This is a genomic window from Streptomyces sp. UF-297 (assembly GCF_058245575.1).
Map to the genome: position 1 here is coordinate 1 of NZ_JBSIBZ010000081.1, position 15,105 is coordinate 15,105.

Below are 15,105 nucleotides of genomic sequence, written 5' to 3' on the forward strand. Positions count from 1 at the left end.
CCCCCGGGGCGGCCCCGACCCCACGACGAAACCTCAGGCGACCACCCGAAACACTCCACACCCCCGCCGAAGGCGGATATCTGCCGAACGGCAGATGTGGGGCCGACGGGCGGCCGCGATGCTCGGAGCGGAGGCCGGACGGAAAAGGGGCTGAAGGATGACGGTGGCTGCGGCAGCGTTCCCGCTGGAGTTGGTGGGGATCAGCAAGGCGTACCGCGGGGGAAAGCGGGCCGTGGAGGGCGTGACGTTGCGGATGGGCCCGGGGGTGATCGGGCTGTTGGGGCCCAACGGGGCGGGCAAGTCGTCGTTGATGCGGATCGCGGCGACGGTGACGCGCCCTACGGAGGGCGCGGTTCTCTTCGAGGGGGAGGACGCCGTGCGGCGGCCCGGCGCGCTGCGGCGGGCGCTCGGGTACCTGCCGCAGGACTTCGGGGTGTATCCGAATCTGACGGCTCGTGAGTTTTTGTCGTACCTGGCCGCGGCCAAGGGGATGTCGGCGCGGTCGGCGCGGGGGCGGATCGACGAGTTGCTGGAGACGGTCAATCTGACGCAGGCGGGGAAGCGGCCGCTGGGGAAGTACTCGGGGGGCATGCTGCGCCGGGTCGGTATCGCGCAGGCGCTGCTCGCCGACCCGCGGGTGATCATCGTGGACGAGCCGACCGCGGGGCTGGACCCCGAGGAGCGGATGCGGCTGCGGGATCTGCTCAGTGAACTCGCGGTGGACCGGGTGGTGTTGCTCTCCACGCACATCGTCTCCGACATCGAGTCGGTGGCGAGTGACATCGCGGTCGTCGCGGGCGGGCGGCTGCTGCGCCGCGCTGCGCCCGAGCAGTTGCTCGGCGAGGTGGCGGGGCGGGTGTGGGAGGTGCTGGTGGGGCCGGAGGCGGTGCCGGCGGTGCGGGCGCGGTACGCGGTGAGCCGGATGGTGCGCACCGCCGAGGGGGTGCGGATACGGCTGCTGTCCGACCACTGTCCGTACCAGGGTGCGGCGCTGCTGGAGCCGGGGCTGGAGGACGCCTATCTCGCCGTGGTCGGCGGCGGGGCGGTGGCGGTCCGATGAGGGCGCTGTGGGCGCTGGCGCTGGGCGACTTCAGGGACCGGGTGCGGCGGCCCGCGTACGCGGTGATCCTGCTGGGTGCCGTGGGACTGGGCGCGCTGGCGGTGCCGGCCGCGGACTCCCACTGGGTGATCCTGCAGATCGGCGACTATCGCGGCAGGCACACCAGCGCCTATGTCGGTACGGCCACGGCGCTGGCCGGGGCGCTGTGGCTGAGCCTCGCGGGATTCTTCGTCGTACGCAACGGGCTGTCCAGGGACGAGAGTTCAGGGGTGGGCCGGGTGCTGGCGGCGACGCCGCTGCGGACCGGGTCCTATCTGGTGGGCAAGCTGCTGAGCAGTGTGCTGGTGCTCGCCTCGATGGCCGGGGTGCTGGCGGTGACCGCCGCGGTGCTGCAGCTGGTGCGCGGCGAGTCCGGCGCGGTGCGGCCGGTGGAGCTGCTGCTGCCGTTCGTGGCGATCGTGCTGCCGGTGCTCGCGGTGACGGCGGCGGCGGCCCTGGTGTCCGAGGCGCTGCCGGTGCTGCGGGGCGGGCTGGGCAACGTGGTGTGGTTCTTCCTGTGGATGGCCGTCGTGCTGGGCGGGCAGGGCGCGGGCGGCTCGCTGGATGTGATGGGCGTGCGGCAGGCGGTGGCCACGATGCGTACGGACCTGGTGGCGCAGTACGGGTCGGTGAGTGGCGAGTTCAGTCTGGGGTTCACGTATCTGGAGCGGCCGTTGCGGACGTTCGAGTGGGGTGGCTTCGTGCCGGACGGGGGCTTTGTGCTGACGCGGGTGGTGATGGTGGGGGGCGCTGTGGTGGTGGCGCTGTTGCCGGTGTTGTGGTTCGGGAGGTTCGATCCGGCGCGTGGGGACGAGGTGCGGGAGGTGGTGATGCCGGACGCGGGGTGGTCAACGTCCGCTGGGCGGGGGCGTGTTGGTGTCGAGCGGAGCGGTCCGGTGGGGGTGGCGCTGCGGCTGGTGGTGGGGGAGGCCCGCATTCTGGTGCAGGGCGTGGCCTGGTGGTGGTGGGCCGGTGCGGCGGTGATCTCGCTGGGCGGGCTGGCGGCGACGGGGGCGGGGGCGACGCGGGTGGTGCTGCCGATGGCGTGGATCTGGCCCGTACTGCTGTGGTCGCGGCTGGGTACGCAGCGGCACGAGTACGGGGTGCAGACGCTGCTCGGCGGCTATCCGGCGGCCCGGCTGCGGCTGCTGGCCGAGTGGGCGGCGGGGGTGGCGCTGACGGGTGCGGTGGGCGCGGCGCCGCTGGTGCGGGTGGTGGCGGCGGGCGACGGGCAGGGGGTGGCCTCGTGGGCAGCCGGGGCGCTGTTCATTCCGTCCCTGGCGTTGGCGGTGGGCTCTCTTTCGCGTACCCACCGGGTCTTCCAGGCGCTCTATCTGCCCCTGTGGTGGTCCGTGGTCAACGGGCTGCCCTTCGTGGACTTCATGGGCGCGAGCCGGCTGCCCGGACGTGCGGCGGCGCTCTCGCCGGTGCTCGTGGCGACGGGGGCGGGGCTGCTGATGGTGGTGGCCTTCGCGGCGGCGTCCGGGCGAAGGGCGCCGCGTACCGGGTGAGTTCGGTGCCCCCGCCGCCGGCGGAGCTACGGTCGTACCGGGAGGCCGAAGTGGAAGGCGTCGATGGTGAGGTGGTTGGTGAGGTAGAAGCGCTGGGCGCCGTGGTTGCCGGTGCCGGTGTCGAGTTCTATGCGGTCGCAGCCCGCGGCGCGGGCGCGGGACTCCAGTTCGGCCAGGAGCAGGGCGCCCAGGCCCTTGGAGCGCCGCTGCGGGTCGGTGACCAGGTCGTCGCAGAACAGGAGGCGGCCGCGGCTGGTGGCCAGGAGGCGGTGGGTGAACACACCGACGCAGAGGTCCTGTTCGTCGTGGGCGGTGGTGAACACCAGGCCCTGGCCGTGTGCTTCGGTGGCGAAGGAGACGAACTCCTCGTGGGACATGTCGGGGCGCAGTACGCGGATGAGGGGCTCGACGTCGCGGGCCATGGCGGGGGAGGCCGGGTCCACGTCGCGGAAGGTGAGTTCGGGGGAAGTCCGGTTCATGGTGGTCAGCGTAGGGCTGGGCGCATTGACCCGTAGGACCTGACAGAGGGCAATGTCAGGTCGGGACACGGTACGTGGCCGAATGTCAGACTGCGGGCCATGCTTGCCGCCTATATAGAGGAGCTCGGCGCGCCGGAGGTCATCCGGTACGGCGAGCTGCCCAGTCCGCTGCCGGGGCCGACCGATGTGCTGGTCGATGTCTCGGTGACCGCCGTCAACCACGTGGACACCTTTGTCCGTTCAGGGGCGTGGCGCACGCCCCTGGCCCTTCCGTTCGTGATTGGGCGGGACCTGGTCGGTACGGTCGCGGCCGAGTCGCCGGGTACGCCCGGCTTCCGCGTCGGCGACCGTGTGTGGTCCAACAGCCTCGGCCACGCGGGGCGTCAGGGTGCCGCGGCCGAGCAGGTCGTCGTGCCCGCCGACCGGCTCTACCACCTTCCCGAGGGGGTGGACCCGGTGACCGCCGTCGCTCTGGCGCACCCGGCCGCCACCGCCTACCTGGCGCTGTTCACCCACGGCCGGCTGCGGGCCGGTGAGAACGTCGTCGTGCTCGGGGGCGGCGGGAACGTGGGCGGCGCGCTGACCGTGATGGCCTCGCGCGCCGGTGCGCGGGTGGTGGCCACGGCGAGTGCCAAGGACGCGGACCGGGTCCGCGCGCTGGGTGCCGACACGGTGATCGACTACCGCGATCCCGATGTGTACAAGCGCCTGGCGGATGCCTGTCCGCGCGGCGCCGACCTGTTCATCGACACCTCGGCGGGCAACGATCTGGACCCTGCCGTGGACCTGCTGGCCCGGCGCGGCCGTATCGTCCTGCTGGCGGGGATGGGCACCCGGCCCGTGCTGCCGGTCGGCCCGCTGTACCTGCTGGACCGCTCGGTGATCGGCTTCGCCATCTCCCAGGCCACCACCACCGAACTCGCGGAGGCGGCCGAGGGCATCAACCGGCTGCTGGCGCAGGGCGCGCTGCACCCGCCGGCCACCGAGGTGCTGCCGCTGAGCGAGGCCGCCCAGGCGCACCGCCGCCTGGAGGCGGGGCAGATGCGCGGCAAGTTCGTTCTGGAGACCGGCCGTTGAGGTTGCCGTTTCGTGGCCGTCGGTATATTGCCGGCGGCCAGGTAATCCTTCGGGTCCGCTGAACAATTGTCCTGGGCAATAATTAGGGAATTGATAACCGGCGGCAATGTCTGATCGTTTGTGTGGTCGAAATGGCTGCACTTTACCGGACTTGACGGACCTCTGAGGCCCTCGTTGACCGGAGCGTAGGGCTCCAGCAGGATTTCGAGCATGACGGAAACGACGAATTCGGTGAAGTCGCCCGAGGTGAAGAAGTCAGTCATCGACAACTCGCCGCTCTTTGAAATACGTGCCGAAATTCCGGTGGCGGCCGGGCCGCAGGATGTCTACGCGGTCATCAGCGACCTGCCGCGCAGCGCCGAATGGAGCCCGGAGTGCCGCGGCGGCGAGTGGATCGGCGAGCCCTCGCAGGTCGGCTCGGTCTTCCGCGGTGAGAACTACCGCGCAGAGGACGTGGTGGGCTGGGCCCCGCTGGTGCGCGGCACCTGGTACACCGAGGCGCGGATCGTCGCGGCCGAGCCCGGCGAGACCTTCCGCTGGATGATGCTCTCGCACGCGTCCGAGGACCAGGAGAGCGTCTGGGGCTTCGACATCGAGCCGGCGCCGAGCGGTACGGGCTCCGTACTCGTGCACCACTTCCGTATGGGCAAGGCCACCGCCGGCATTCACAAGATCGTGGCCGATCTCGACGAGAGCGACCGCGAGAAGTTTGTCGACGACTGGACGAGCAAGCTGGTGCAGGACCTGGACGCCACGCTGGGGCGGATCAAGGACGTCATCGAAAAGCACTGAGAACTGAGACCGGACTCCCCACGGCCACGGCCGCACGAGAAGGCGATCTGATGTTTCTGCAGCGCATTGGGAACAAGGGAATTCGGCTGGGCACGCTCTTCGACCGAGCGGCCGCCCGGCACCCGGCTAATCTGGTGATCCTCGATCACGACCTGGACATCGCACCGCAGCTGGGCCGCCGCGCGACGCTGACGGAGGTGGCGGATCTGGTCGATGACTTCGCGTCCCGGCTGTGGGCCGCCAGGGTCCGGCCCGGCGACCGCGTGGTGGTGCACAAGAGCGACAACTTCGACATCACGCTGCTGGCCTGCATCATCGCGCGGATCGGCGCGGTGCCCGTCCTGCTGTCCCCCAAGCTGGACGGCGCCACCGTCGCCGAGCTGGTACGGCGGTGCAACAAGCCGTACCTGATCACCGACCAGGCGAAGCTCGACGATTCACTGCCGCCGGAGATCTTCGACCTGTCCGCGCGGGTGCTGCTGACCACCGGCACGTACGCGGACGCCACCAACCTGGCGGAGCTGGCCGGTGCCGAACCGGCCGCCCCCATCGACATGGGACCGGCCCACCCGACGCTGGTCACCCACACCTCGGGCACCACCGGTACGCCCAAGCTCGCCGTACACACCGGCCACACCTTCGAGGCGCGCTACCGCCCGCAGGCCACGGTCGTGAAGTCGGCCGTCAAGAAGCGCGAACCGGTCGCGGTGCACGTCTCGTTCGTGCACTCGCGGATGTTCACCGCGATGCCCATCTCGATCCTCCAGGGCCACCCGCTGATCGTGCTGCGCGACGACGACCCCAAGGTCGTGGCCGAGCTGTTCGCCCAGGCGCCGCCCGGACTGATCGAGGCGCACCCCAACACCTTCCTGCGCTGGGAGGAACTGGTGGAGGACCCGCGCCAGCCGCTGGCCAAGGTGAAGTACTTCTCCAGCACCTTCGACGCCATCCACCCGCGCACCGTGCACCGCCTGCTGGGCGCCTCGCGCCGCACACTGCCGCTGTTCGCCCAGGCGTACGGGCAGAGCGAGGTGGGCCCGATCGCGGCCCGTACGTACACCAAGCACCGCGGAGCGGAGGCCGACGGGCGCTGCGTGGGCTCGCCGTTCCCCGGCATGACCGCCGTGCGGGTGGTCAGCCGCGACGGCAAGCACCCCACCCGCTCCAACCCCGGCTTCATCGAGATCAAGAGCGATGGCCGCATCGTGAGTTACCTCGGCGAGCACGAGCGCTGGCAGAAGCAGGTCAACGACGGCTGGTGGCGGATGGGCGATGTCGGCTACCGCACCAAGTGGGGCTGTCTGCACCTGCTGGACCGCGAGGTGGACGAGATCCCCGGCGTGGAGAGCACGCTGGAGATCGAGGACAAGCTCTTCGCGCGGGTGCCCGAACTCGTCGAGGTCATCATCATCCCGGGCGCGGACGGCAAGCCCGTACCCGTGGTGTGCACGCGTGACGACAAGCCCCTGGACCTGGACGTGTGGAAGGCGGCCCAAAAGGGCCTGCCCGACATGGGCGCGCCGGTGCAGTGGCGACTTGAAGACCTGCCGCAGACCGCTACCACCAAGATCAAGCGTCTGGAGCTCGCACGTCTGCTGGCCAACGGAGGAGAGTCGGCATGAGCGAGAACCACCTGGAGATATGCATCGTCGGCGCCGGCCCGCGCGGGCTGTCCGTCATCGAGCGGCTGTGCGCCAACGAGCGCAGCGCGCCCTCGCACGCCGTGGTCACCATCCACGTCGTGGACCCCTCGGCGCCCGGCGCGGGCAAGGTCTGGCGCACCGAGCAGTCCCGCCACCTGCTGATGAACACCGTCGCCTCGCAGATCACCGTCTACACCGACGACAGCGCGAACATCGACGGCCCCATCGAGGCCGGTCCCAGCCTGTACGAGTGGGCCCGTGACCTGGCCGACCTGGGCGGCACGGCCTCGGCCGACTCGCCCTTCAGCGACGCCGAACTGCTGGAGGAGGCCCGCAAGCTGGGCCCGGACACCTACCCCACCCGCGCGTTCTACGGCAGCTACCTCAACGACAGCTTCCAGCGCGTGGTGGCCGGCGCCCCCGACCACGTCACCATCCGGGTGCACCGCTGCAAGGCCGTGGCCATCGCCGACACCTACGGCGTCACCGGCGGCCCCCAGGGCGTACGGCTGGAGGACGGCACCCGGCTCAACCAGCTGGACGCGGTCATCCTGGCCCAGGGGCACGTCCCGGCGCGGCTGACCCCGCGCGAGGCGCGTACCGCGAGCCTGGCCCGTATCCACTACCTCACCTACGTCACCCCGGCGAACCCGGCCGACCTGGACCTCAGCGAGATCCAGGCGGGGCGCACGGTGCTGCTGCGCGGTCTGGGCCTGAACTTCTTCGACCACATGGCGCTGTTCACCGTCGGCCGCGGCGGCACCTTCACCCGCGGCAGCAACGGCAAGCTGGTCTACTGCGCCTCCGGTCAGGAGCCGCGCCTGGTGGCCTTCTCGCGCCGCGGAGTGCCGTACCACGCACGGGGCGAGAACGAGAAGGGCGCCTACGGACGCTACTTCCCGCGCCTGCTGACCCCCGAGTACATCGAGTCGCTGCGCGACCGTGCGGTGGACGGCGAGCGGGTGCACTTCGGCACCGACCTGTGGCCGCTGATCTGCTCCGAGGTGGAGAGCGTCTACTACGGCACGCTGCTGACCAACCGCGGTGACGACAGCGACCGCGAGGCCTTCGTGGAGCGCTACCTGAACGCTCCCACCGGCGCCGACCCGTCCGCGATCCTGGACGAGTACGGCATCGAGGAGGCGGACCGCTGGGACTGGGAGAAGCTCTCCAAGCCGTACGGGGGACGGGAGTTCGCCGACCGCGACGAGTTCCGCGGCTGGCTGCTGGAGTACCTGGCCAAGGACGTGGAGGCGGCCCGCCAGGGCAACGTCAGCGGGCCCGTCAAGGCGGCCCTGGACGTCCTGCGCGACCTGCGCAACGAGATCCGTCTGGCGGTGGACCACGGCGGCCTGGAGGGCAACTCCCACCGGGACGACCTGGAGGGCTGGTACACCCCGCTCAACGCCTTCCTGTCCATCGGCCCGCCCGTCTCCCGCATCGAGGAGATGATCGCGCTGATCGAGGCCGGCATTCTGGAGATCACCGGGCCCGGCACCCAGGTACGGATCGACACCACCGTCCCGGCCTTCATCGCCACCTCCAGTGTGGTCCCCGGACCGCCGGTCCGCGCCACCGCGCTGATCGAGGCCCGGCTGCCCGAGCCGGACCTGCGCCGCACCAACGACCCGCTGCTGCGGCACCTGCTGGAGACCGACCAGGCCCACCCGTTCACCATCAACGGGGCCTGCGGCACCAGCTACCAGACCGGCGGGCTCGCGGTCACCGAGCGGCCCTACCGGCTGCTGGACGCCAAGGGCCGGGCGCACCCGCGCCGGTTCGCCTACGGCGTGCCCACCGAGTCGGTGCACTGGGTCACCGCGGCCGGCATCCGCCCCGGCGTGGACTCCGTCACCCTCGGCGACTCCGACGCCATCGCCCGCGCGGTGCTGGGCCTGCCGCCCATCGCCCATGTCCCGCACGCCGTACGCCCCTTGGAGGACGAGACCGATCTGACGGGCGTGATCGTGTGAGCGCACCGACCGATGCGCTGACCGACGTTCTCACCGACGCCGGTCTGCTCTCGCCGGTGCGGGCCGGGACCCCGGCCGAGGCCGCCGTCTGCGACCGGGCATGGCTGCAGGCCATGCTCGACGCGGAGGCGGCCCTGGCCAGGGCCCAGGCCCGCCTGGGCACCGTCCCCAAGGAGGCGGCCGAGGTCATCACCCGGGCCGCCCGCGCCGAGCGCCTGGACCTGAGGTCCCTGGCGCTGGCCTCCCGGGAGACCGCCAACCCCGTCGTCGGCCTGGTCCAGGCGTTCACCGCCGTCGTGGCCGCCGAGGACCCGACGGCCGCGGAGTACGTCCACCGCGGCTCCACCAGCCAGGACGTCCTGGACACCGGCGCCATGCTGGTGGCCCGGCGCACCCTGCGGATCATCCGCGCGGACCTGGCCCGCGCGGCCGCCGCGCTGTGCGAACTCGCCGACGCGCACCGCGACACCGTCATGCCGGGCCGCACCCTGGCCCTCCAGGCGGTGCCCACCACCTTCGGCCTCAAGGCGGCCGGCTGGCGCCAGCTGCTGCTGGACGCCCACCACCGGCTGGGCCGGGTGCTCAGCAGCGGGCTGCCGGTCTCGGTCGGCGGCGCCGCGGGAACCCTCGCGGGCTATCTGGAGTACGCCAGGATCGACGGGGGCGACGGCGCGGGCGCGGAGCAGGCCGAGCCCTGCGCGGCGCACGCGGGCGACAAGTACGGCGAGCCCACCGTCGGCGCCTGCGAGGCGGTCGACGCGGGCAGCTACGGACCGCCCGGCGCCGATCCTCAACACCAAGGCAGTGGAGGCGAGTTCGACGCAGGCCGGTATGCGGACCGCCTCGTCGCCGCCTTCGCCGACGAGACCGGGCTCTCCCGCGCCGCCCTGCCCTGGCACACCCTGCGCACCCCCATGGCCGACCTGGCCGCCGCCCTGGCCTTCACCGCCGGGGCGCTGGGGAAGATCGCGGTGGATGTGCAGTCGCTGACCCGCACCGAGGTCGGCGAGGTCGGCGAGCCCGCCGCCGAAGGGCGCGGCAGCTCCTCGGCCATGCCGCACAAGCGCAACCCGGTCCTGGCCACCCTCATGCGCAGCGCCGCCCTGCAGGTCCCGGTGATCGCCGCCGGGCTCACCCAGTGCCTGGTCTCCGAGGACGAGCGTTCGGCAGGCGCCTGGCACGCCGAGTGGCAGCTGCTGCGCGAGTGCCTGCGGCTGACCGGGGGCGCGGCCCACACCGCCGTCGAACTCACCGAAGGGCTCCAGGTGCGCCCCGAGCGGATGCGCGCCAACCTCGCCCTGACCGGCAGCCAGATCGTCTCCGAGCGCATCGCCGCCGTACTGGCCCCGCGCCTGGGCAAGGCGGCCGCCAAGCGGCTGCTGACCGCGGCCTCGGCCACGGCGGGGGAGAGCGGGCTGCCGCTGGCCGAGGTGCTGGCCCGTACCCAGGAGCTGTCCGGCGTCTTCACCGCCCAGGAGCTGACCGCGCTGTGCGAACCCGCCAACTACACGGGCGCGGCGGGCGCGTTGGTGGACCGGGCGGTGCGGCCATGACCACCACCGACACCCGCACCCCGGCGAGCTCTGCCCGCGCCAGTGGCCGCGGCGGGCGCTGGATCGAGAACTGGGACCCCGAGGACGAGGCCGCGTGGGAGCGCGGCGGCAAGCGCATCGCCCGCCGCAACCTGTGGCTCTCGGTCTTCTCCGAGCACATCGGCTTCTCGGTGTGGAGCATGTGGTCGGTCCTGGTGCTGTTCATGTCGCCGCAGATCGGCTTCCACTTCGCGCCCGGCGAGAAGTTCCTGCTGGTGGTCGTGCCCACGCTGGTGGGCGCGCTGCTGCGGCTGCCCTACAGCTACGCGGTCACCCGCTTCGGCGGCCGCAACTGGACGATCTTCGCCACCGCAATCCTGCTCGTCCCCGCCGTACTGGCGCTCGTCTTCATCCAGCAGCCCGGCACCCCGCTGTGGGCGTTCGCGCTCATCGGCGCCGCGGCAGGCGTCGGCGGCGGCAACTTCGCGTCCTCGATGACCAACATCACCGCCTTCTTCCCGCAGCGCCACCAGGGCTGGGCGCTGGGCCTGAACGCGGGCGGCGGCAACCTCGGCGTCGCCGTCATCCAGCTGATCGGCCTGCTGGTCATCTCCACCGCGGGCAACACCCACCCGTCCTATGTGGCCGCCGTCTACCTGCCGCTGATCGTGCTGGCCGCGCTGCTGGCCGCGCTGAAGATGGACAACGTCACCGCCGTACGCGCGGCCCCCGGCGCCCAGCGCGAGGCGGCGGGCGTCTCGCACACCTGGTGGATCTCGCTGCTCTACATCGGCACCTTCGGCTCGTTCATCGGCTACGGCTTCGCCTTCGGCCTGGTGCTGCAAAACGAGTTCGGCTCCTCGCCCCTTCAGGCGGCCGGCTACACCTTCCTCGGGCCGCTGCTGGGCTCGCTGTTCCGGCCCGTCGGCGGAAAGCTCGCCGACCGCTTCGGCGGCGCCAGGGTCACCCTGGTCAACTTCCTGGGCATGGCCGTGGGCACCGGCGTGCTGCTGGTGGCCTCGGCGGCCGGCTCCTTCGGGCTGTTCGTGGGCGGCTTCACCGCGCTGTTCGTCCTCAGCGGTCTGGGCAACGGCTCCACGTACAAGATGATCCCCGCGATCTTCGCCGACCGGGCCGAGCAGGCGGTGACCTCGGGGCGGGACGCGGCCGGTGCCTTCGCCGCCGCCCGCCGCCTGTCGGGCGCCACGATCGCCATCGCCGGGGCGCTGGGCGCGCTCGGCGGCGTCGCCATCAACCTGGCCTTCCGCGCCTCCTACGGCGACGGATCGGGCTCGGGCACACCGGCGTTCTGGTCCTTCCTGGGCTACTACGCGCTGTGTGTGGTGCTGATCGGCGCGGTGTACTTGAGGCGCGGGAGGCGTACGGTCCAGGAGTCCGCCCCCGTACGCCAGGAAGCCAGCCGTGTCTGACACCGCCGCCCCGGGCAGCGCGCCGCCGTCGCAGCGGGCGGTGCGCACGCACTGTCCCTACTGCGCGCTGCAGTGCGGCACGCACCTGTCGGGCGGCAGCGCCGAAGCGGTGACGGTGCGGCCCGACGAGCAATTCCCGGTCAACCAGGGCGGGTTGTGCCGCAAGGGCTGGACCGCGCCCGCGCTGCTGGGCGTGCCCGACAGGATCGTGCGCCCGCTGGTGCGCGGGGCGGACGGGCGGCTGGCCGAGACGGACTGGGACACCGCCCTGGACACCGTCGCCGGGCGGCTGCACGCGATCCGCGAGGAGCACGGACCGGACGCCGTCGGCGTGTTCGGCGGCGGCGGGCTGACCAACGAAAAGGCCTATCTGCTGGGCAAGTTCGCCCGCCTGGCGCTGGGCACCAGCCAGATCGACTACAACGGCCGCTTCTGCATGTCCTCGGCCGCCGCGGCGGGCAACGCCGCCTTCGGCCTGGACCGCGGGCTGCCCTTCCCCGTCACCGACCTCGGCGCGGCCGACGTCGTCCTGCTGGCCGGCGCCAACCCGGCCGAGACGATGCCGCCGCTGATGCGCCACCTGGAGCGCGCCGACCTCGTCGTGATCGACCCGCGCCGCACCCGCACCGCCGAGCGCGCGGCCCTGCACCTGCAGCCCGCGCCCGGCACCGATCTCGCCCTGGCGCTGGGCCTGTTGCACCTCGCGGTCGGCGAGGGCTTCCTGGACAAGGCGTACGTGGACGCGCGCACCACCGGCTTCGAGGCGGCCTGGCGGCGCGCGGTGACCTGGTGGCCCGAGCGCGTGGAGCGGGTGACCGGGGTGCCGGTGGCCGAACAGCGCGCGGCGGTACGGATGCTGGGCGCGGCCGGCCGTGCGTATGTGCTGACCGGGCGCGGCGCCGAGCAGCACAGCAAGGGCACCGACACGGTGGCCGCCTTCATCAACCTCGCCCTGACCCTGGGCCTGCCGGGCCGCACGGGCAGCGGCTACGGCTGTCTGACCGGCCAGGGCAACGGGCAGGGCGGGCGCGAGCACGGCCAGAAGGCCGACCAGCTGCCCGGCTACCGCTCCCTGACCGACCCGGCGGCCCGCGCCCATGTCGCGGGCGTATGGGGCGTCCGGCCCGACTCGCTGCCGGGGCCGGGGCGCAGCGCGTACGAACTCCTGGACGCGCTGGGCACCGCGGACGGACCGCGCGCCCTGCTGGTCCTGGGCTCCAACCCCGTGGTCTCGGCCCCGCACGCCGCCCGCATATCCCGGCGCCTGGCCTCCCTGGACCTGTTGGTAGTCGCCGACTTCGTGCCCTCGGAGACGGCACGGATGGCGCACGTGGTGCTGCCGGTGACCCAGTGGGCCGAGGAGGAGGGCACCATGACCAGCCTGGAGGGCCGGGTGCTGCGCCGCCGCGCCCTGCTGTCCCCGCCGCCGGGCGTCCGCGGCGACCTGGACCTGCTGCACGGCCTGGCGGTGCGCCTGGGCGAGCCGCCCGAGCGCTACCCCACCGAGCCGCGCGCCGTCTTCGAGGAGCTGCGCGCCGCCTCACGGGGCGGCGTCGCCGACTACTCCGGCATCACCTACGACCGCCTGGACGCGGGCGAGGTGCTGCACTGGCCCTGCCCCCAGGACGACGCGGGTGCGCACCCGGGCACCCCGCGGCTCTTCCTGGAGCGCTTCGCGCACGCGGACGGGCTGGCCCGCTTCGCCGAGGTGGAGCACCGCGGCCCCGCCGAGGAGACGAGCGAGCGCTGGCCGCTGTACGCCACCACGGGACGGGTGCTGGCGCAGTACCAGTCCGGCGCCCAGACCCGGCGCGTGGCCGAGCTGAACGAGGCGGCGCCCGAGGCCTTCGTCCAGGTGCACCCGGACACCGCGGCCCGCGCCCACTTGAGCGAGGGCGGCCTGGCGCGGGTGAGTTCGGCGCGCGGCAGCACGGTGGCGCGGGTGCGCCTGGACGCGACCCTGCGCACCGACACGGTCTTCCTGCCGTTCCACTTCCCCGGGGACGGCCGGGCCAACTTGCTGACCTCGCCCGCCCTGGACCCGCGCAGCCGGATGCCGGAGTTCAAGGTGTGCGCGGTACGGATCGAGCCGGTCACGCAACGGGAGGCGGGGGGATGAACAACAGCGGACACAGCACCACCATCGTGGTCATCGGCAACGGGCCCGCGGGGCAGCGGCTGGTGGAACGGCTCAGGGCCCGCGGCCATGAGGGGCCGGTGACGGTGCTGGGCGAAGAGCCCCAAGGCGCCTACAACCGGGCCCTGTTGACGTCGGTCCTGGACGGCACCCTGCCGCCCGGGGCCATAGCGCTGCCCGCGCCCGGGGGCGCGACCCGGGTGCTGACGGGCACCCGCGCCGTGCGCGTGGACCGGGCCGCCCGCGTGGTGCACGCCGACGACGGCGGCGCCCACCCCTACGGCGCGCTCGTCCTGGCCACCGGGGCCCGCCCGAACGTGCCGCGCCTGCCCGGCGCCGCCCCCACCGCCTACGCCGGCGACCCGTCGGCGGGCACCACCGTGCTGCGCACCCTCGCCGACTGCGCGCACCTCACTGCTGGCCCGGTGGCGGTGCTCGGCGGCGGCGTGCTCGGCATCGAGGCGTCCCTGGCGCTGCGCAGGGCGGGCCGCGAGGTCACCCTCATCCACCCGCACTCCCACCCGCTCAACCGCCAACTGGACGCAGAGGCGGGTCAGTTGCTGGTCCACCACCTCTCCGGCGCGGGCGTCGTGCTCTACCTGGGCCGCCGGGCCGCCGAGCGGGTGCCGGGCAAGGTGCTGCTGGACGACGGCCAGGTCGCCGAGGCCGACACCCTGCTGCTGTGCACCGGCGTCAGTCCCGACGCCGCGCTGGCCGACGAGGCCGGACTCGCCGTGGACCGCGGCATCCTCGTCGACCGGCAGCTGCGCACCAGCGACGCGCACATCTACGCGCTGGGGGACTGCGCACAGCCGCGCGCGGCGGGCGTCTACGGCGGGCCCGGCGGCCTGGAGTCCGCCTGGGAACAGGCCGACCGGCTGGCCGCGCTGCTGGCCGGCGGCGCGCCGCAGCGGCGCCACGCGGCGGGCCGCCCCGAGCCCCCCAGGCCCGTCACCCGCCTCAAGGCACCCGGACTCGACCTGGTCAGCATGGGGCGCCCCGGCGCCACCGGCACCGAGACGGTCACCTTCACCGACCAGGACCGCGGCCGGCACGCCAGCCTGACCCTGCACAACGGGCGGGTGCGCAGCGCCGTGCTGATGGGCCTGCCCCGGGCGGCCGCCGTCGTCACCGGCCTGTACGACCGGGACGAGCCGGTGCCCGCCGACCGGCTGGCCCTGCTGGCGGGCACCGACGCCGGCGCGTACGGCGGGAGCACCGAACTGCCCGACGAGGCCGTGGTGTGCGTGTGCAACAACGTCACCAAGGCCGTGATCGTACGGGCCTGGCAGGGCGGCGCCCGCGACCTTCCGAAGCTGGCCGCCGCCACCCGCGCCACCACCGGCTGCGGCAGCTGCGCCCAGGACGTGCTGCGGGCGTGCGCCGCCCGGCCGGCGACCGGGCGGTGATGCCGTACCGGCGACCCACTTCC

The 15,105-nt window shown here is 73.0% G+C and carries 11 protein-coding genes; 10 read left to right on the forward strand and 1 reads right to left on the reverse strand.

Annotation, left to right across the window (positions count from 1 at the left end; translation table 11 throughout):
- Positions 1-157 precede the first annotated feature (157 nt).
- Complete coding sequence (locus AC4IJH_RS33795; protein WP_490855765.1) at positions 158-1,060, forward strand: ABC transporter ATP-binding protein; 903 nt, start codon at positions 158-160, stop codon at positions 1,058-1,060.
- On the forward strand, positions 1,057-2,610 hold the full coding sequence (locus AC4IJH_RS33800; RefSeq protein WP_490855766.1) for a hypothetical protein: 1,554 nt from the start codon (positions 1,057-1,059) through the stop codon (positions 2,608-2,610). Before AC4IJH_RS33795 ends, AC4IJH_RS33800 begins: the two co-directional genes overlap by 4 nt.
- 26 nt (positions 2,611-2,636) lie before the next feature.
- Here the strand turns inward: AC4IJH_RS33800 and AC4IJH_RS33805 are convergent, their stop codons facing one another.
- Positions 2,637-3,089, reverse strand: coding sequence for a GNAT family N-acetyltransferase (locus AC4IJH_RS33805; RefSeq protein WP_490855767.1), 453 nt, complete (start codon positions 3,087-3,089; stop codon positions 2,637-2,639).
- A gap of 99 nt (positions 3,090-3,188) precedes the next feature.
- On the opposite strand from AC4IJH_RS33805, the gene AC4IJH_RS33810 reads away from it, so the two are divergent.
- The 8 genes from AC4IJH_RS33810 to AC4IJH_RS33845 all read left to right on the forward strand — a co-directional run bounded on the left by AC4IJH_RS33810 (position 3,189) and on the right by AC4IJH_RS33845 (position 15,082).
- The gene (locus AC4IJH_RS33810; RefSeq protein WP_490855768.1) at positions 3,189-4,166 is read left to right on the forward strand and encodes an NADPH:quinone reductase; all 978 of its coding nucleotides are present in this window, start codon (positions 3,189-3,191) and stop codon (positions 4,164-4,166) included.
- A 210-nt stretch (positions 4,167-4,376) separates the two neighbouring features.
- On the forward strand, positions 4,377-4,958 hold the full coding sequence (locus tag AC4IJH_RS33815; protein WP_490855769.1) for an SRPBCC family protein: 582 nt from the start codon (positions 4,377-4,379) through the stop codon (positions 4,956-4,958).
- Positions 4,959-5,008: 50 nt separating this feature from the next.
- Positions 5,009-6,580: a class I adenylate-forming enzyme family protein gene (locus AC4IJH_RS33820; protein WP_490855770.1), complete on the forward strand. Its 1,572-nt coding sequence runs from the start codon at positions 5,009-5,011 to the stop codon at positions 6,578-6,580.
- Complete coding sequence (locus AC4IJH_RS33825) at positions 6,577-8,574, forward strand: FAD/NAD(P)-binding protein (protein WP_490855771.1); 1,998 nt, start codon at positions 6,577-6,579, stop codon at positions 8,572-8,574. Before AC4IJH_RS33820 ends, AC4IJH_RS33825 begins: the two co-directional genes overlap by 4 nt.
- Positions 8,571-10,127, forward strand: a complete 1,557-nt coding sequence (locus tag AC4IJH_RS33830) for a lyase family protein (RefSeq protein ID WP_490855772.1) — start codon at positions 8,571-8,573, stop codon at positions 10,125-10,127. The genes AC4IJH_RS33825 and AC4IJH_RS33830 overlap by 4 nt, the downstream gene beginning before the upstream one ends.
- Positions 10,124-11,536: an MFS transporter gene (locus tag AC4IJH_RS33835; RefSeq protein ID WP_490855773.1), complete on the forward strand. Its 1,413-nt coding sequence runs from the start codon at positions 10,124-10,126 to the stop codon at positions 11,534-11,536. The genes AC4IJH_RS33830 and AC4IJH_RS33835 overlap by 4 nt, the downstream gene beginning before the upstream one ends.
- Positions 11,529-13,655 (forward strand): molybdopterin oxidoreductase family protein, encoded by a 2,127-nt coding sequence (locus tag AC4IJH_RS33840; protein ID WP_490855774.1) that lies wholly within the window; start codon positions 11,529-11,531, stop codon positions 13,653-13,655. Before AC4IJH_RS33835 ends, AC4IJH_RS33840 begins: the two co-directional genes overlap by 8 nt.
- Entirely contained in the window at positions 13,652-15,082 is a 1,431-nt protein-coding gene (locus AC4IJH_RS33845) for an FAD-dependent oxidoreductase (RefSeq protein ID WP_490855775.1), read from the forward strand. Before AC4IJH_RS33840 ends, AC4IJH_RS33845 begins: the two co-directional genes overlap by 4 nt.
- The last annotated feature ends 23 nt before the right edge of the window (positions 15,083-15,105 follow it).